This window comes from Pseudoxanthomonas japonensis (genome assembly GCF_043632995.1).
GTDB classification, from domain to species: Bacteria; Pseudomonadota; Gammaproteobacteria; order Xanthomonadales; family Xanthomonadaceae; genus Pseudoxanthomonas_A; species Pseudoxanthomonas_A japonensis.
This window is the reverse complement of sequence record NZ_CP171632.1, coordinates 3,837,637-3,854,006: the sequence shown is the minus strand read 5'-3', so window position 1 is coordinate 3,854,006 and position 16,370 is coordinate 3,837,637. Positions and strand designations below refer to the sequence as shown.

General features: G+C 69.2%; 18 protein-coding genes. 7 read left to right on the top strand and 11 right to left on the bottom strand.

Features of this window, described 5'->3' with window-relative positions; genetic code table 11:
• The first annotated feature begins 33 nt into the window (after nt 1–33).
• Nucleotides 34–1,971: a S9 family peptidase gene (locus tag ACGHX3_RS18090; protein ID WP_213603596.1), complete on the top strand. Its 1,938-nt coding sequence runs from the start codon at nt 34–36 to the stop codon at nt 1,969–1,971.
• A gap of 1 nt (nt 1,972) precedes the next feature.
• Here the strand turns inward: ACGHX3_RS18090 and ACGHX3_RS18085 are convergent, their stop codons facing one another.
• The 4 genes from ACGHX3_RS18085 to ACGHX3_RS18070 all read right to left on the bottom strand — a co-directional run bounded on the left by ACGHX3_RS18085 (nt 1,973) and on the right by ACGHX3_RS18070 (nt 4,064).
• Complete coding sequence (locus tag ACGHX3_RS18085; protein WP_213603594.1) at nt 1,973–2,347, bottom strand: YciI family protein; 375 nt, start codon at nt 2,345–2,347, stop codon at nt 1,973–1,975.
• A 76-nt stretch (nt 2,348–2,423) separates the two neighbouring features.
• Nucleotides 2,424–2,672, bottom strand: a complete 249-nt coding sequence (locus tag ACGHX3_RS18080) for a DUF3297 family protein (protein WP_162338785.1) — start codon at nt 2,670–2,672, stop codon at nt 2,424–2,426.
• Between the two features lie 52 nt (nt 2,673–2,724).
• The gene (locus ACGHX3_RS18075; protein ID WP_213603592.1) at nt 2,725–3,435 is read right to left on the bottom strand and encodes a DUF6445 family protein; all 711 of its coding nucleotides are present in this window, start codon (nt 3,433–3,435) and stop codon (nt 2,725–2,727) included.
• A gap of 125 nt (nt 3,436–3,560) precedes the next feature.
• The gene (locus ACGHX3_RS18070) at nt 3,561–4,064 is read right to left on the bottom strand and encodes a fasciclin domain-containing protein (RefSeq protein ID WP_394697328.1); all 504 of its coding nucleotides are present in this window, start codon (nt 4,062–4,064) and stop codon (nt 3,561–3,563) included.
• Nucleotides 4,065–4,321: 257 nt separating this feature from the next.
• Between ACGHX3_RS18070 and ACGHX3_RS18065 the strand changes: the two genes are divergently transcribed.
• The 3 genes from ACGHX3_RS18065 to ACGHX3_RS18055 all read left to right on the top strand — a co-directional run bounded on the left by ACGHX3_RS18065 (nt 4,322) and on the right by ACGHX3_RS18055 (nt 7,897).
• Complete coding sequence (locus tag ACGHX3_RS18065) at nt 4,322–4,870, top strand: hypothetical protein (RefSeq protein ID WP_213603775.1); 549 nt, start codon at nt 4,322–4,324, stop codon at nt 4,868–4,870.
• Nucleotides 4,871–4,934: 64 nt separating this feature from the next.
• Nucleotides 4,935–7,406, top strand: a complete 2,472-nt coding sequence (locus ACGHX3_RS18060; RefSeq protein ID WP_213603588.1) for a mechanosensitive ion channel family protein — start codon at nt 4,935–4,937, stop codon at nt 7,404–7,406.
• Between the two features lie 68 nt (nt 7,407–7,474).
• Nucleotides 7,475–7,897 carry a VOC family protein gene (locus tag ACGHX3_RS18055; RefSeq protein WP_213603586.1) on the top strand — a complete coding sequence of 141 codons (423 nt, stop codon included), beginning with the start codon at nt 7,475–7,477 and terminating at the stop codon, nt 7,895–7,897.
• Between the two features lie 16 nt (nt 7,898–7,913).
• On the opposite strand, the gene motB is transcribed toward ACGHX3_RS18055, so the two are convergent.
• Together motB and motA are read right to left on the bottom strand one after the other, a co-directional pair.
• Nucleotides 7,914–8,912 carry a flagellar motor protein MotB gene (motB, locus tag ACGHX3_RS18050; protein ID WP_213603584.1) on the bottom strand — a complete coding sequence of 333 codons (999 nt, stop codon included), beginning with the start codon at nt 8,910–8,912 and terminating at the stop codon, nt 7,914–7,916.
• Between the two features lie 9 nt (nt 8,913–8,921).
• Nucleotides 8,922–9,776, bottom strand: coding sequence for a flagellar motor stator protein MotA (gene motA, locus ACGHX3_RS18045; protein ID WP_162338808.1), 855 nt, complete (start codon nt 9,774–9,776; stop codon nt 8,922–8,924).
• A gap of 163 nt (nt 9,777–9,939) precedes the next feature.
• Between motA and ACGHX3_RS18040 the strand changes: the two genes are divergently transcribed.
• Nucleotides 9,940–10,335 carry a BlaI/MecI/CopY family transcriptional regulator gene (locus tag ACGHX3_RS18040; RefSeq protein ID WP_162338794.1) on the top strand — a complete coding sequence of 132 codons (396 nt, stop codon included), beginning with the start codon at nt 9,940–9,942 and terminating at the stop codon, nt 10,333–10,335.
• A gap of 1 nt (nt 10,336) precedes the next feature.
• Entirely contained in the window at nt 10,337–12,160 is a 1,824-nt protein-coding gene (locus ACGHX3_RS18035; RefSeq protein ID WP_394695771.1) for a M56 family metallopeptidase, read from the top strand.
• A gap of 93 nt (nt 12,161–12,253) precedes the next feature.
• On the opposite strand, the gene ACGHX3_RS18030 is transcribed toward ACGHX3_RS18035, so the two are convergent.
• The 5 genes from ACGHX3_RS18030 to msrB all read right to left on the bottom strand — a co-directional run bounded on the left by ACGHX3_RS18030 (nt 12,254) and on the right by msrB (nt 15,425).
• Nucleotides 12,254–12,544, bottom strand: coding sequence for a DUF4031 domain-containing protein (locus ACGHX3_RS18030; protein ID WP_213603580.1), 291 nt, complete (start codon nt 12,542–12,544; stop codon nt 12,254–12,256).
• On the bottom strand, nt 12,541–12,948 hold the full coding sequence (locus tag ACGHX3_RS18025; protein ID WP_213603578.1) for a DUF3037 domain-containing protein: 408 nt from the start codon (nt 12,946–12,948) through the stop codon (nt 12,541–12,543). Before ACGHX3_RS18025 ends, ACGHX3_RS18030 begins: the two co-directional genes overlap by 4 nt.
• Entirely contained in the window at nt 12,935–13,708 is a 774-nt protein-coding gene (locus tag ACGHX3_RS18020) for a HipA family kinase (RefSeq protein WP_213603576.1), read from the bottom strand. The genes ACGHX3_RS18025 and ACGHX3_RS18020 overlap by 14 nt, the downstream gene beginning before the upstream one ends.
• Nucleotides 13,709–13,833: 125 nt before the next feature.
• A complete protein-coding gene (locus ACGHX3_RS18015) occupies nt 13,834–14,868 on the bottom strand; it encodes a CorA family divalent cation transporter (RefSeq protein ID WP_394695770.1) in 1,035 nt (344 codons plus the stop codon).
• An 89-nt stretch (nt 14,869–14,957) separates the two neighbouring features.
• A complete protein-coding gene (gene msrB, locus ACGHX3_RS18010; RefSeq protein WP_394695769.1) occupies nt 14,958–15,425 on the bottom strand; it encodes a peptide-methionine (R)-S-oxide reductase MsrB in 468 nt (155 codons plus the stop codon).
• A gap of 117 nt (nt 15,426–15,542) precedes the next feature.
• Between msrB and ACGHX3_RS18005 the strand changes: the two genes are divergently transcribed.
• Nucleotides 15,543–16,346, top strand: a complete 804-nt coding sequence (locus ACGHX3_RS18005; RefSeq protein ID WP_238391310.1) for a hypothetical protein — start codon at nt 15,543–15,545, stop codon at nt 16,344–16,346.
• Nucleotides 16,347–16,370: the final 24 nt, after the last annotated feature.

Below are 16,370 nucleotides of genomic sequence, written 5' to 3'. Positions count from 1 at the left end.
GTGCGGGGACACGCGATGCCACGGGAGGCGTCCATGAGGTGGGGAGCACGGAATGCGGGCATCCTGCTGGGATGCCTGCTGGCGCCGCTGGCGCACGCACAGGTGGATCTGGAGCCGTTCCTGAAGCGGGACGTGCTGCAGACGCTCAGGATCTCGCCGACCGGCGCCTACTACGCCATGACGGTCCCGATGGAGGACCAGACCGTGCTGGCCGTGGTACGTCGTGCCGACAGGCAGGTGACGTCGAAGATCCACGCCGGCAGCGACAGCGTCATCAGCAACGTGTGGTGGGTCAGCGACGAGCGCGTGGTGGTGTCGGTGGCGAAGAAGTACGGCTCCCGCGACCAGCCCTATCCCACCGGCGAGCTTTACGCCACCGATGCGGACGGCACGAAGCGGCGCCAGATCTTCGCGCGTTACGGACTGGACGGCACGCAACTCCAGCCCCGCGCCGCGTCCCTGATCGACACGCTGCCCGACGATCCGCGCAAGGTGCTGATCAGCATGTACGCGCTGGATACGTCGACACCCAACACGCGGGTGGAGCGGCTGGACGTATTCAACGGCACCATGGACACCGTCGCCACGGCACCGGTGCGCCGCGCCAGCTTCACCGTCGACGCGGCGCGGCGCGTGCGGTTCGCGCACGGATCGGGCGACGACAACGTCAGCAAGCTCTACCACCGCGCCGACGACACGTCGCCCTGGACGCTGGTCAACGATGAAGCCAGGACCGGCTTCGTGGAGTGGCCGCTCGGCCTGTCCGCCGACGGACGGACCGCCTACCTGCAGGTGCAGCAGGCGACGGGGCCGGATGCGATCGTGGCGTTCGACACGGTCACTGGCGCGCGCAAGGAGGTGATGCGCGATCCGGTGGTCGATCCGCACGAGATCATCTATGCCGACGACCACCGCACGCCGGTCGGCACTTTCTTCATGCACGACAGGCTGCGTGCCGCGTTCTTCGACGAGAAGTCGCCGACCGCGCGCCTTTACCGCAAGCTGGAGCGCGCGTTTCCCGGCGCGTCGGTCGACGTCACGTCGGGGACGCGCGATGGCCGGCTGAAGGTGGTGTACGTCTGGAGCGATACCAGCCCCGGCGACTTCTACCTGTTCGATACCACCACCAATGCCGCGGACCTGATCTTCAGCCGGCGCAGCTGGCTGGATCCGGCGATGCTGGCGCCGAGCGAGCTGGTCACGTTGCGCGCGCGCGACGGACTGGCGCTGCACGGCTACCTGACCCGGCCGCGCGAGGTGCGCGACGGGCCGGTGCCGCTGGTGGTGATGCCGCATGGCGGGCCGTTCGGCGTCTTCGACGGTTGGGAGGTCAACGACGAGGCCGAGATGCTGGCGCGCGCGGGCTACGCGGTGCTGCGCCTGAACTATCGCGGCTCCGGCAACTACGGCAGGAGTTTCCGCCACGCGGGAGCGCGGCAGTGGGGGAGGACGATGCAGGACGACCTCACCGACGCCACGCGCTGGGCGATCGGGCAGAAGATCGCCGATCCCAAGCGGATCTGCCTGTATGGCGCCAGCTACGGCGCCTACGCATCGCTGATGGGCGTGGCGAAGGAGCCGGACCTGTACCGTTGCGCCGCGGGCTACGTCGGCGTCTACGACCTGGCGCTGATGCACAAGCAGGATTCACGGGACAGCCGGTCGATGCGCAACTGGGCGGACGACTGGATCAGCGACCATCGCGCCAGCCTGGCGGAGGTGTCGCCCAACCTGCTGGCGCAGCGCATCCGCGTGCCGGTGTTCCTGGCGGCCGGCGGAAAGGACGAGATCGCCCCGCAGGCGCACAGCGAGCGCATGGAGAAGGCGCTGAAGGCGGCAGGCGTGCCGGTGGAAACGCTGTACGTGCGCACCGAAGGTCATGGCTTCTACGCCGAAGCCAACCAGCGCGCGTACTACACCCGCCTGCTGGATTTCCTGTCGCGCCACCTGGGCGGCGCGAAGGCGAAGTAGCTCAGGCGCCGACGCGGCGCCTGACTTCGTCGAAGTCGCGCACCGGCCGCACTTCGATGCTGCCGGTGCCGATCCACGGGAATTCCTGTGCGATCTTCACCGCGTCCTCGAGGCTGTCGGCCTCGATGAGGTTGTAGCCGCCGAGGATTTCCTTCGTCTCGGCGAACGGGCCGTCGACGATGCTGGTCCTGCCGTTGCGCACGCGCACGGTGCGCGCGGTGCTGCCGTGCTCGAGCTGCTGCGATTCGATCAGCGTGCCCTGCGCCTTCAGTTCGTCGGCGTGGGTGATGCAGCCGTGCATCATCTGGTCGAAGGCGCCTTCCGGCAGTGATTCGAGCAGGGAATCGTCCGTGTAGATCATCAGCAGGAATTTCATGCGCCCTCCCGGCGTGCAGTGCAGGCCGGGATTGTGCCACGCGGGTGTTCAGACCATGTGTCGTGGCCGCGCCGCGTCACTCGGCCGCGGGCGAGCGATACCAGGCCTCGACCGTGCCCTTGACCTTCATCGTCATCGGATTGCCGCGGCGGTCCTTCGACTTGCCCACCGGCACGCGCACCCAGCCTTCGCTGATGCAGTACTCCTCCACGTTGTCGCGCTCCACGCCGTTGAAGCGGATGCCCACGCCGCGGTCCATCGCCACGGCATCGTGGAACGGGCTGCGCGGATCGGAGGAAAGACGGTCGGGAGGTGTATCGGACATGGGAAGGCGGTATGCGGAGAACGGGTGGGCAAGGATACCCGAAGCGCCCCGCTCACCAGGCCACGCGGTGGCGGCTGCACGCCAGCGTGGCCCGCAGCGTCAGCCGTCCGCGCCGCGGATCCGCGCTGAGCCGGGCGGGGTCGGCGATGGCGGGCGCGCGGAACGCGGCGCCGTCGTGGATCAGCAGGCGATTCCAGCGCGCCGGCACCGTCAGTGCATGGGTGAAGCTGGCGCTTGAGGCCTGCGGATAGCCGGCGGCGATCGCGTGGCGCAGGGAGAAGTCCTCCGGCAGCAAGGCTTCGGCGTCGTGTTCGAGCTGTTCGACCTGCTGTGGCGAAACGCGGGGCAGGAAGAAGTGGGTGCCGCCCAGGGTGGGGTCGTGGAAAAGGAACAGTTCCGCCAGCACCAGGCACTGGTCCGGTTCGAAGGCGCGTTGCCGGCGCGGCAGCCAATGCGCCGGCGCGAGCGCGGGCGGCGACGTGGTCACCAGCGACAAGCGGCTGGCGCTGCGCAGTACGCGGCGTACGCCGAGGGCCTGGCGTGCGTGGTCGCGGACGACGTCGTGCAGCAATGCCGTGAAGTCCTCTGGCATGGGCAGGTGCAGGCCGGGGAACACGGCCGCGGGCGCCGGCTGGAAGTCCTCGCGGTAGGCCTCCGCGAACGCGGGCAGCCGCTCCGGCGCCAGCAGGGCGTCGTCGATCACGATGCAGGCATGGCCGTGGCCGATGGGCATCTGCCGGACCACGGGACGCGGATTGAACATGGCGGGTCTTCTCCGGCGCACCGGCGTGAAGCCGATGCCGCCACGATAGACCCCGCGCGTGGCAGAGACAAAGAACGCCGGGGCGGCCCACCACGACCGCCCCGGCGTGTGCTGCCGTCGAGGAATTACGGCATCAGCACCTTGTCGACCACATGGATCACGCCGTTGCTCGCCTTCAGGTCGGCGGTGGTGACCTTGGCGACATTGCCCTTGGCGTCGGTCAGCGTCACGCCGCCATCCACCACCTGGGCCTTCAGCTCGCCGCCCTGCACGGTCTTGAGCGTGGCGGTGCCGCCGCTGGCCTGGATCTGCTGGGTGAGGGTGGCGGCATCCACCGCCCCCGGCACCACGTGGTAGGTCAGCACGGAGGTCAGGTCGGCCTTGCTTTCCGGCTTCAGCAGCGTATCGACGGTACCGGCGGGCAGTGCGTCGAAGGCGGCGTTGGTCGGCGCGAACACGGTGAACGGACCGGCGCCCTTCAGCGTGTCCACCAGGCCGGCAGCCTGCACGGCGCTGACCAGCGTGGTGTGGTCGGGCGAAGCGATCGCGGTGTCCACCACGTCCTTCTGCCCGGCCGGCGTCGCGGTGTTGTCGGCCGGCATCGGATCGCTGGCCTCGGCCACGGGCATGGGCGCGCTGCCGGCATCGGCTTCGGCGGTCTTGGGCGAGCACGCCGCGGCGGTGAAGGCGGCGAGCAGGGCCACGGAAAGGACGGTGCGGTTCATGGGTATCTCCTGAAGTGAGGGGGTGTCGTTGCTGCGCTTGTGCCGACCTCTACGCCGACCCCTCCACACGCGGATGCATCACGTGGCTTTAATATTCAGCCAACCTTGACATCGTCCCGCCGCGCCACGTCGCGGCACTGCCACGAAGACGCCCCATGACCCTGCCCGATCACGAATTCGATCCCGACGACAACTTCCGCTATGCCTTCGACGACGAAGACGACATGGACCTGGACGACACCGAGGCGCTGGTCTGGAACCTGCTGGTGCTCATCAACCCCGGCGACGAGGAAACCGCGCTGCGCCAGTTCGCCGCCTACCGCGACGCCAGCGGCGAAGAGGGCGCGGAACCGGACCAGGTGCTGTGGACGCTGAAGGATGCCATCGACTGGACGTCCGGCTTCCATGTCGACTGGAAGGACACGGAGTCCTTCATCGACTGCGTCAACCAGCTGGCCGCGCGCTACGCCATCGAGATCGACTGGGGTGGCGACACCAGCGATGAGGACTTCCTCGACGGCACCGACGTGCCGGCGTTGATGGCGACCGCCTACGACCGCCTGCGCGAGCACGGCTACACGCTGTGGAACTGGAACACCGACAGCGATGCCTACGCCGGCTGGATGGCGCTGCGCCGCGACGATGAAGGCATGCAGCAGCTGGCCGCGGTGATGGGCGTGGAGATCCGGCCGGGCAGCGACGCGTTCTGATCGCCGTCCAGCGACGTCGCACGCGCTAGACTCGCGGCGTCGCCCCGTTCCGAGATCGTCCGTCATGCGCGTGCTGCTGGCCTGCCTTGCCTGCCTGGTGCTGTCGGTGGCCAATGCCGCGACGGCGCAGGACGTCACCACGCTGCTGTCGCCTTCCAAGCCGAAGGCGCCCGAAGCGATCGCGCTGGCCGACATCCCCGGTCGCGCCGATGCGGACGAACGCTATGCGGAGGAAGTGTCGCTGCGCGCGGAGCGTGCCGATCCGCTCGGCCGGCTGGTGCCGCGGCTGGCGACCATCGAGACGTCGGTGGCGGAGAAGAACGGCCTGTTCGCCTACGGTGAGCTGCGCACGCTGCCCGTGCTGCGGCTGGAAAGCATGGAGCGCCACTGGAAGTTCGACGCGCGCCAGTACGCGCGCTGGCGCGGCGACATGCAGGCGTCGGTGGCGCCGTACGCGCAGGATGCGGCGGAACTGGCGCTGCGCCGCGCCGACTGGGAGCTCACCCGGCAGGGCATGGCGGCGGACGGCACGCCGGATGCGCTGCGCGCGCGCGTGGAGGGCGTATCCGCGCGGCTGCAGGCGGCCGAGCAGGCGCTGTCCACGCCACTGGCGGGGCAGATCCGCCTGGGGCAACGCGCCAACCTGCTCGCCGCGCGCATCCAGGCCGGGCAGCAGGCGGTGGACGATGCCATCGCGTACTCGGACCGGCGCCTGTTCCGCCTGGATGCGCCGCCGTTGTGGCGCGTGCAGGACCGCACGGTCCTGCGGCAGGACGTGGCGGACAGCCTGAAGCGCGAGGTCCAGCAGGAGAACAGCTTCGTCGCCCAGTACGCGGCGGCGGATGTCGGCAACCAGCGGCTGCTGCATGTGCTGCAGTTGATGTTGCTGCCGGTGCTGCTGTGGATCGCGTGGCGGCACCGACGCCGCCGCCTCGATCCGACCGCGGTGCTGGCGACGGACGCCGAGTCGCGCGTGGTGGGGCGTCCTTTCTCCACCTGGCTGCTGCTGTCCATGATCGGCGTGCTGCTGTTCGAGCCGAACGCGCCGTTGTTCCTGCACCAGTTGGCGATGCTGGTCGCGCTGGTGCCGGTGCTGCGCCTGATGCCGCAGCAGGGGCGCCGGCTGCTGGGGCCGTGGCCCTACCTGGCGACGGCGTTCTACCTGCTGCAGCATCTGGCCGTGCTGCTGGTGGCCAGCGATTACCTGTACCGGCTCTACTACCTGGGACTGTCCACGCTGGCGCTCGCGGCGACCGGCTGGCTGCTGTGGCGTTCGCGCGGCGAGCGCTATGCGGGCGTGGCCGGCCGCGCCGGTCGACTCGTGCATGGCCTGGCCTGGGGCGGTGTCGCGATCCTGTCGGCGGCGATCGTCGCGAACGTGCTGGGCAACGTGTCGCTGGCGGAAATGCTGACCGCCGGCATCATCGAAAGCGGCTACTTCGCGCTGGTCCTGTATGCGGCGGTGACGGTGCTGGAAGCCCTGTTGCGCCGGCTGGGCGCGCGCCCCGAGGTGCGTCGGCTGTGGTTGATGCGCCGGCATGGCGGCCACCTGCTCGATACGCTCGCGCGCTGGGCGCGCGTGGCGGCGGTGATCGGCTGGATCGTCTACACGATGAACCGCTTCCGCATCTTCCGGCCGGTCTACGACGTGGCGAAGGCGATCGTGACGCACCGGTTCGAATACGGCGAGCTGTCGATCAGCTTGGGCCATGTGCTGGTGTTCTGCATCGGCGTGGTGCTGGCGGTCTGGGTGGCGCGGACGCTGCGCGCACTGCTGCGCGAGGAAGTGCTGCCGCGCATGTCGCTGCCGCGCGGCGTGGACAACAGCGTCGCCTCGCTCAGCTATTACGTGCTGCTGTTGCTGGGCCTGCTGGCGGCGCTGTCGGCGGCGGGCTTCAAGATCGGCCAACTGGCCTTCATGTTCGGCGCGCTGGGCGTGGGCATCGGCCTGGGCCTGCAGGACGTGGTGAAGAATTTCGTCTCCGGACTGATCCTGATGTTCGAGCGCCCGGTAAAGCCGGGCGACGCGGTCGACATCAGCGGTACCGCAGGCCGCGTGCGCACCATCGGCATGCGCGCCACCACGGTGCGCACGTTCGAGGGCGCAGACGTGGTGGTGCCGAACGGCCTGCTGCTGTCGGACAAGGTGACCAACTGGACGCTGGTCGACCAGAACCGCCGCGTCGACGTCGACCTCGGCGTCGCCTACGGCTCCGACGTGACGCGGGTGATGCAACTGCTGCAGGAAACCACGCGGACCACGCCCGGCATCGCCGACGATCCCGCCCCCGCCGTGCTGTTCACCGGTTTCGGCGCCAGCTCGCTGGATTTCGCCATCCGCGCCTGGAGCCGTCGCTACGACGACTGGTCGGCGATCCGCAGCGACCTGATGACGCGATTGCACGCGGCGCTGGGCGAGGCCGGCATCGAGATTCCGTTCCCGCAGCAGGATGTCCATGTCCGCTCGGTGTCGGAGGATCTGCTGCGGTCCTTGGCGCAGCGGTCGCCGTCGTCGGGGGATACGACGCCGACATGATGGCGGTGGGGGGGTGTCGATCCATGCGCCGGTCGCTCGTCGCATGGGAAAGGCCAGGAGTTTTCCCGATGACACGCCCCTTCGACGTCCAGCGCATCGACCATCTCGTCCTGCGCGTGCGCGACCTGTCCCGCAGCATCGTCTTCTACGGCGATGTGCTGGGGTGCCAGGTGGTACGCACGCGCGAACACCTCGGCCTGGTACACCTGCGGGCCGGCGCGTCGATGATCGATCTGGTCGCCATCGACGGGACGCTCGGTGCGCGCGGCGGCGCGCCAGCAGGCGCCGAAGGCCGCAACGTCGACCATCTCTGCCTGCGCATCGAACCGTTCGACGAATCCGCGCTGGTCGCGCATCTCGCCGGCGTCGGCATCGTGCCGGACGGTCCGGCGGAGATGAACTTCGGCGCCGAAGGCGATGGCCTGTCGCTCTACTTCAGGGATCCCGACGGCAACACGATCGAGCTGAAGGGGCCTGCCGGCGGCGCTTGACTCAGCGCGGCCGGTCTCAGGGCTCCGCCGTCGTGTGCGGCGCGGCGGGCGCGGTCAGCGCCACGGCTGCTGTCGTATCGACGGGCGGATTCGGCATGGCGACATCGGCATCCGGCAACGGCGCGCCGGGCGCCAGCAGGCGGCCTTCGCCCTGCAGCGCGTCTTCGGCCGCCTTGGTCATCACCACGATGCTGATGCGCCGGTTGATCGGATTCTGCGGGTTCTGCTTGTCGAACAGCACCGACGAAGACAGGCCGACGACGCGCGACACCTTGTCCTCGTGCATGCCGCCCAGCACCAGCGCGCGGCGGGCGGCGTTGGCGCGTTCCGCGCTGAGTTCCCAGTTGGTGTAGCCGCGGTTGGACGTGTACTGGGTGACGTCGGTATGCCCGGTGATGCTGATGTGGTTGGGCACCTGGTTGATGAAGGTGGCCAGTTCCGCGAGGATCGTCTGCGTGTAGGGCTTCAGCACCGTGCCGCCCAGGTCGAACATGGGCCGGTTCTGCTGGTCGACGATCTGGATGCGCAGGCCTTCCGGCGTCAGGTCGAGCAGCAGCTGGTCCTTGAACGGTTCCAGCGCCTGGCTCTTGCCGATCGCCTCTTCCAGCGCCTGCATCAGCGATTCCAGGCGCTGCTTCTCTTCCGCCTTCCGCTGTTCCTCGGACACCTGGTCAGCATCGCCCGGGGGCTTGTCGAACGGGTTGTCGCTCTCGCCCTTCGGCAGTTCCATCGTGCCGCCGAGCTTGATCATCGAGGTGCTGGCGCCGCCGGGGCCGGCAGGACCGGGTGCGGGCGAGAAGCTCTTGCCGCTCAGCGGGCTGGGATTGCGGAAGTATTCCGAGATCGCCGCGCGTTCCTTGTTGGTGGTGGCGCCCATCAGCCACATCACCAGGAAGAACGCCATCATCGCGGTGACGAAGTCGGCGTAGGCGACTTTCCACGAGCCGCCGTGATGGCCGCCGCCGGCGACCTTCTTGACGCGGCGGACGATGATGGTGGGGCGCTGCTCGCTCATCGCCGTGGCTTACTTGTTGGCCTTCAGGTGCGCTTCGAACTCGGCGAACGGCGGGCGCACGTCCGAGGGCAGCGTCTTGCGCGCGAACTCCAGCGCCACCGCCGGGTTGTAGCCGCGCAGGCAGGCGAGCAGGGCGGTCTTCACCGATTCGTACATGCGGCTGTCCTGTTCCACCTGCGCCTCGATGGCGGCGGCCAGCGGCGAGACGAAACCGTAAGCCAGCAGGATGCCGAGGAAGGTGCCGACCAGCGCGGCGGCGACGTGCGCGCCGACCGCGGCGATGTCGCCACCGATCGAGCCCATCGTCACGATGATGCCGAGCACCGCCGCCACGATGCCGAAGCCGGGCAGGCCATCGGACACTTTCTGCAGCGCGTGCGCGGGCGCCATCGCTTCGTGGTGGTGCTTTTCCAGTTCCAGTTCGAGCAGCGGTTCCAGCTCGTGCGGTTCGATGTTGCTGCCCACCATCAGGCGCAGGCACTCGGTGAGGAAGTCGAGCAGGTGGTGGTCGGCGAGGATCTTGGGGTACTTCTGGAACAGCGGGCTGTTGGTCGGGTTCTCGATGTGTTCTTCGAGCGACATGAAGCCATCGCGGCGCGCCTTGTTGAGCATCTCGTGGATCAGCGTCAGCACGTCCAGGTAGTCGGACGACTTGTACTTCGCGCCCTTGAACACCGACAGCGTCGCCGAGATCGTGCCCTTGACCACCTTGGTCGGATTGCTGGCCATGAACGCGCCCAGCGCGGCGCCGCCGATGATGACCAGTTCGAAGGGCTGCCACAGCGCGCCGAGCTTGCCGTGCGAGCCGAGATAGCCGCCAAGCACGCTGAGCGTGACGATGATGAAGCCGACGATGATGAGCATGGCGACACGGCCGCAGGGTGGGGTCACCCAAGGATCGGCCCGACGGACCGTTTCTTGAGCCGCGAACGTTCGTCGGCCGGCGGCGGGGAGTGACCTTCGGCAGGGTTGACTACAGTTGTCGTCACGGGCATGTTGACGACAACTGTAGTCACGAGGCGATCCCATGCCCGGCAAGGCCCGCAAGTCCATCGGCGACCAGGAACTGGCGCTGCTCCAGCATCTGTCCACGCACGGCGAAGCCAGCGTCGGCGAGGTCGCCGCCGCCTTCGGCGAGGCGCGCGGACTGGCCCGGTCCACGGTCCTGACGATGATGGAGCGGCTGCGCGCGAAAGCCTTCCTGCGCCGCCGCCAGGTCGACGGCGTGTACCGCTATGCCCCGGTCGCCCAGCACGACGACGTGATGCGCAGTGCGGTGGGCAGCTTCGTGGAGAAGACGCTGCAGGGCTCGCTGTCCCCGTTCGTCGCCTGGATGTCGCAGCGCACCGAAGTCAGCGACGACGAACTGGCCGAACTGGAAGCGCTGGTCGCCAACCTGCAGTCGAAGCGGAAGGAGGGTTGAGATGGACCTTATCGCCCTTGCCGACGCCATGATCGACCGCGTGCTCGCGGTCGGCCTGCAGTCGCTTCTCCTCGCCGCGCTGGTCTGGGCGCTGTGCCGTTACCTGCCACGCCTGGATGCGCGCACCCGTGCTTGGCTGTGGTGGCTGGTCGCTACGCAGATGGTGGTGGGGCTTGTCTGGCATGCGCCGGTCGTGTTGCCGCTGTTGCCTGCGACACCAGCCGCCGCGCCCGTCGTCGTGGCGATGGCCGCGGACGCGTCGACGTCTGCCGCATCCACGATGGCGGTCATGCCGGCGCCAGCGACGCAAGCGTCGCGGATCGATACCGGTGTGCTGCTGCTCGCCGCCTGGCTCGCCGGCATCGCCGTGATGTTGGCCAACACGCTGCGCCACGCTTGGCGCCTGCGGGGGCAGATCGAACGCGCACGTCCGTGCCGCGATCGTCGCGTTCGCCGCGTGTACCAGACGTTGACGCAGCGGCTTGGCATTGCGCATGTGCCGGCACTGCTGGCCAGCGACGAGATCGATTCGCCGATGCTGGCCCGCCCCTGGCGTCCGGTACTGATGCTGCCGGCCGACCGCATCGCGGCGATGGGCGACGACGACCTGCACATGGCGCTGCACCACGAACTCGCGCACCTGCAACGCCGCGATCTGTGGTGGGCGTGGATGCCGGCGCTCGCGCAGCACCTGTTCTTCTTCCACCCGGTGGCGCACCTGGCCGCACGCGAATACGCCTTCGCCCGCGAGGTCGCCTGCGACGCGGCCGTGCTCGAGGACGAGCACCACGCCGCCCACGACTACGGACGCCTGCTGGTGAAGCTGGGCGTTTCCACCACCCCGGCGCCGGCGTTGGCTGGCGCGTCCCCCACGTTCCGCATTCTCAAGAGGAGACTGTTGATGTTGCAGCAGACCGCTTCCCCCCTGCGTGCCGGCGCGCTCGCGCTGACCGTTGGCATCGTCGCGCTGGCCGCCATGCCCTACCGCGTCACCGCCCGCACCTCGCCCGTCGCAGCACCGGTGGTAGCACCGGTGGTCGCACCGGCTGCGGCACCTGTCGCCACGCCTGCCGCAGCGGCATCGCCCGCAGTGTCGCCGCGTGCGGTCGTCGTTGCCGCTGCGCGCGACCTGCCGGCGCCGCCTCCGCCGCCGGCGCCGCCCGCACCGCCGAAGGTCGCACCGCCCGCACCGCCGCCGCCCCCTCCGGCTCCGCGCGTCTACACCAGTTCCAGCACGCACGCGGTCAACATCGGCCACCAGCGCAATGGCGATGCGTACGTGCTCATCGACGGCGACGACGTATCGATGGCGGGCCACAGCGACGACATCCGCACCGCCCAGCGCCTGCAGCAGGGCAACGCCCCGTTGCTGTGGGTGCGGAAGAACGGCAAGCAGTACGTGGTGCGCGATGCCGCCACGGTGCAGCGGATGAAAGCCGCGCATGCACCGGTCCAGGCGTTGGGTGAGCAGCAGGGCAAGCTCGGCGAACAGCAGGGTGCGCTCGGCGAACGCCAGGGCGAGCTGGGCTCGAAGCAGGGCGAGCTGGGCGTGAAGATGTCGGAGATCGCCCAGCACCAGGCGGCTGCCGCGCTGCGCGGCGCCGACACCCGCGAAGCCGCCAACGACCGCCGCATGAAGGCGCTGCAGGACGAGCAGGATGCCTTGGCCCGCCAGCAGGAAGTCCTCGCCCGCCAGCAGGAGCCCCTCGCGCGGCAGCAGGAAGCGTTGGCGCGCAAGCAGATGGCGGCGACGGACAAGCTGCATCGGGACGTCGATCGCCTGCTGGACGAGGCGATCCGCAGCGGCAAGGCGCAACAGCTCTGAGTTGCGCGTAGAGCGGAGCTTGCTCCGCTGCTCTCCGGCCCACCGATCAGGGATTGGAAGACGATGGAGCCGAGCAAGCTCGGCTCTACGGCGTCAGGATTCTGCCGTGTGTCCGCTCCATTGCGCGCGTGCGATGCGGATGATCGCGCGGACCTGTTCGCGGTCGCGGTGGCGGGAAATGGCGATGGCGCCGAGCCGCAATGCCTCGTCGCGCAAGGCTTCGTTCACGTCGTAATGCGCGCCGCTGCGCTTGTCCTGGAACGCGCGGCGCGGCATCCCGAGTCGTGCGGCCATCGCATGCAGCTCGTCCAGCGTGTCGGCCATCAGGTGCGCCCAGCGCTGTCCGCGCCACAGCGTCACCGGATCGTCCACGTAGACGCTCATCGCGGTGCGGTGGCCTTCGGCGGTCGCACCATGCGGTCCATCAGGTGCTCCAGCGTCGCGGGCAGGTCGCCGCAGCGGCCCATGTGCACGGGCGAGGTCTGGATGATGGAACTGCGCTTGGCGGTCAGCCAGTGGAAACGCGCCCGCGTCGGCAGCAGGCCGATCGGCGCAGCGGCTTCGCCGCCGCGGCAGATCGCGGGAATGGTGTCCAGGTGGCGGCGCAGCGAGTCGAGGTCCAGCGTGGGATCGAGCGCGCGCAGGCGGGCCTCGTCCAGCTCGATGCGGGCCTCCAGGAATCCCGCGCGCTCGCACGACAGGATGATGCCGACGTTGGTGAACTCCTCGCGCTCCACGCGCGGGACCACGCGGATCACCGCGTAGTCGTAGGTATCAGGCGCGCACACGGATCGCCTCCTGCACGAACGCTTCGCGCCGCGCCACGCGCTGCGTCAGATAGGCCACGTACGCGGCGCGCTGCGTCGCCGGATCGCCGAAGGTGTCCGGCCCCTGCAACCATGCGTCCGGCACGTCGGCGACGATGCCGGCGATCACGTCGTCGGAGAGGCGCGACGCCAGTTCCGCATCGACCTCGGCGACACGCGACGCCCAGCGCAGCAGCACGTGGTCGCGGATCAGCGGGAACGGCTTGCCCGCACCCGACGCGTCGCCGTCCCAGCCGTGGTGGAAGTACAGCGCCGCGCCATGGTCGATCAGGTACAGGCGGCGATGCCACATCAGCAGGTTGGTATTGCGCGCGGTGCGGTCGACATTGCTGATGAAGGCGTCGAACCAGACAATTCGCGAGGCGAGATCGGCGTCCGGTTGCTCGGCGACCGGGTCGAAGTTCACCGCGCCGGGCAGGTAATCCATCGCCAGGTTGAGCCCGGCGCTGGCCTTGATCAGGTCCTGGATCTCGGGGTCGCCTTCGGTGCGCGCGAGGTCGGCATCCAGCTCCATCAGCGCCAGGTCGGGCATCGGCAGGTCCAGTGCCTTTGCGAGCCCGCCACAGATCAGCTCGGCGACCAGCGCCTTCGGCCCCTGGCCGGCGCCGCGGAACTTGAGGACGTACAGGCCGTCGTCGTCGGCTTCGACCACGGCGGGCATCGAGCCGCCTTCGCGCAGCGGGGTGACGTAACGGGTGGCAGTGCGGAGCGGGAGCGTCATCAGGCGATCAGGATACCGCGCCCGATGCAGGAGGAGCGTCGGCACCGATCGTACGGACATGGCGCGGCCGAGCATGGTGACTTGTCCTGTGACCATGGTGGTCGGGGCTGAAGCCCCTCCTACGGTTACGTGGAGCGCGACACGCCCATCCGCCGCAGCGCCAGGTACACCACCACACTCGATGCCGCGCCCAGCAGCAGGGCGAAGGCGAGGCCGTGCGTGCTGTGGGCGAACGGCAGTCCCGGCAAGTTCATGCCGAACAGGCCGGCGACCAGGCTGGGCGGCAGCAGCAACGCGGTGACCATCGACAGCACGTACAGGTGCCGGTTGGTGCGTTCGGCCAGCTTCGCCGCGACTTCGTCCTGCAGCAGGCGCGCGCGTTCCTGCAAGGTGCCGACGTCGCCATCGAGATCGTCGAAGCGCTGGTTGAGGCGGGATACCGCTGCGAGCAAGTCGTCGCCATCCTCGGCAGCGTGGCGCTGCTCGAACTGCTTGAGCACGCGGCGCATCGCGGTGAGTGGGCGATGCAGGCGCACCGTCTGGTGCCGCAACTGGGCCAGGTCGCGTCGTTCCTCGCCGATGCTGTCGGCGAGCACACGGTCCTCGATGCGGTCCAGCCGCACCGACAGGCTGTCGCTGCTGCGCTCCACCGTGTCGGCGAAGCGCTCCACGATGGCCTCCAGCAGGCGCACGGGCGACCCGACGCGCGTCTGTCCGGCGATGCCGCGGCGTGCGGCCTCCACCGACCGCAGGGGCTGGCGGCGTGCGGTGACCAGCAATGTCGGTGTCAATGCAAAGTGCAGCCAGCCGATGCCGTCGTCGTTGCGCAACTGCCCTTCGGCCGCGGGATCGACGCCGCGCTGGTGCGTCCAGTCCACGAAGACGCCCTGGGCAACGTCATCTTCGCGCTGCAGGTTGACGTAGGTGTCCGGCGACAGCAGGACGGCACGCGCTTCGCCGGGAATGGGCAACGTGGCCGCACACTGCGCGCTGCGCGTATCGCTCAGGTCCAGATGGAGCCAGTGCCAGGTATCCGATGCCTCCCGCACGGCATCCACGGGTTGGGCGCGTCCCTCCGCGTCGAAGCGGTACAGCCACAACGCGCCGGGCAGCCCGGTGAGCGGTGGGACGGACACAGGGGGCGTGACAGGCGGCAACATGTTGCAGGCGTGCGGCAGCCACAGGTCAGGGAAATGACGTTCAGGCTACCGCCGTCATGTGCCGGTCTTATGACAGCCCGGACGCGAGCCTATCCGGCCGGCTGCGCTTCCGGACCGCCGCGGTGCAGGGGATCGGGCAAGGCGTCGCCGTTCGGGGTGAAGGCCAGCGACACCGAATTCAGGCAGTGGCGCTCGCCGGTCGGCGGCGGGCCGTCCGGGAACACGTGGCCCAGGTGCGACTGGCAGCGCGCGCAGACGATCTCGGTGCGGATCATCCCGTAGCTGCTGTCGCGGATGCGGCCGACATGGGCCTCGTCGACGGGCTGGAAAAAGCTCGGCCAGCCGGTGCCCGAATCGAACTTGGCGCTGGAACGGAACAGCGGCAATCCGCACAGGCGGCAGGTGTAGACGCCGTCCAGCTTGTTGTCCAGGAACACGCCGCAGAACGGCGCCTCGGTGCCATGGTGCAGCAGCACGCGGCGCTCTTCCTCGCTCAGTCCCGCGATCAGGGTCTCGCGCTGCGCATCGGTGGGCGGGGTGAGATCGAAGACGGTCATTAGCGAGCTCCGCGGAAGGGATGCGTCCGATATGGTGTCTGCGCCAGCACGCCACAACCCTGGTTTACCATCGGCGCACTTCCAGGGAGAGCAGCACGGATGCGACGGATACTGGCCATGTGGGCGCTGGCCCTGCCGCTGACCGCGGCCCACGCGCAGACGCCTGCGCCGACGCCGCGCATCCCGCCCGCCCCCGGTTGCCTAGATGCCCGCCAGATGGACGAAGTGCGCCAAGTGTCGCCCGCTCTGCTCGCCGTGCAGGGCCGCGACGGCCAGCGTTTCCGCATCGATCTGGCGGAAGGCTGCCCGGGCGCCAGCCAGGCGCAGGCGGTGCTGCTGGCACGCGAGGGCTGGGTGTGCGGCACCGGGCGGGAATACGTGCGTATCGGCGATGCCACGTGCGCGGTGGCCGCCATCGCCACCGTCGATGCGCGCGAGTACGCGGCGCTCGCCCGCGCCTCGCAGGTGTCGGACGACGGCGTGACCACGCTGGACACCGTGCAGGTACGCGCGCCGCGCCGACACGGCTTCGCTGGCTCGTCGAACTTCTGCTTCAACCCCCGTTACCTGCGCGCCTGGTCGGAAGACAAGCAGGGCATGCTGGTGGAGCTGTCGCCGAAGCGTTCTGGCGGGCACCGCTACTACCGTGTCGAACTCGCGCAGTCGTGCCCGGACCTGGATTCGGCGCCTGCGATCACGTTCCGTTCGGGCGTGGGCATCGGACTCATTTGCGGCAATCCCGGCGACCGGGTGGTGGCACAGGATAGCGGCGGCAACAGCGTCTTCGATTCGGGCAACGCGGACGCCTTGATACCCGGTGACGAGCGACGCTGGTCGCGCCGCGGCATCCGCATCCAGTGCACCGTCTCGGCGGTCTACCCGCACGAATCGGACGACGGAAACGGACAGGCCCCGCGGTGAGCGGGGCCTGCATGTCGCGGAACA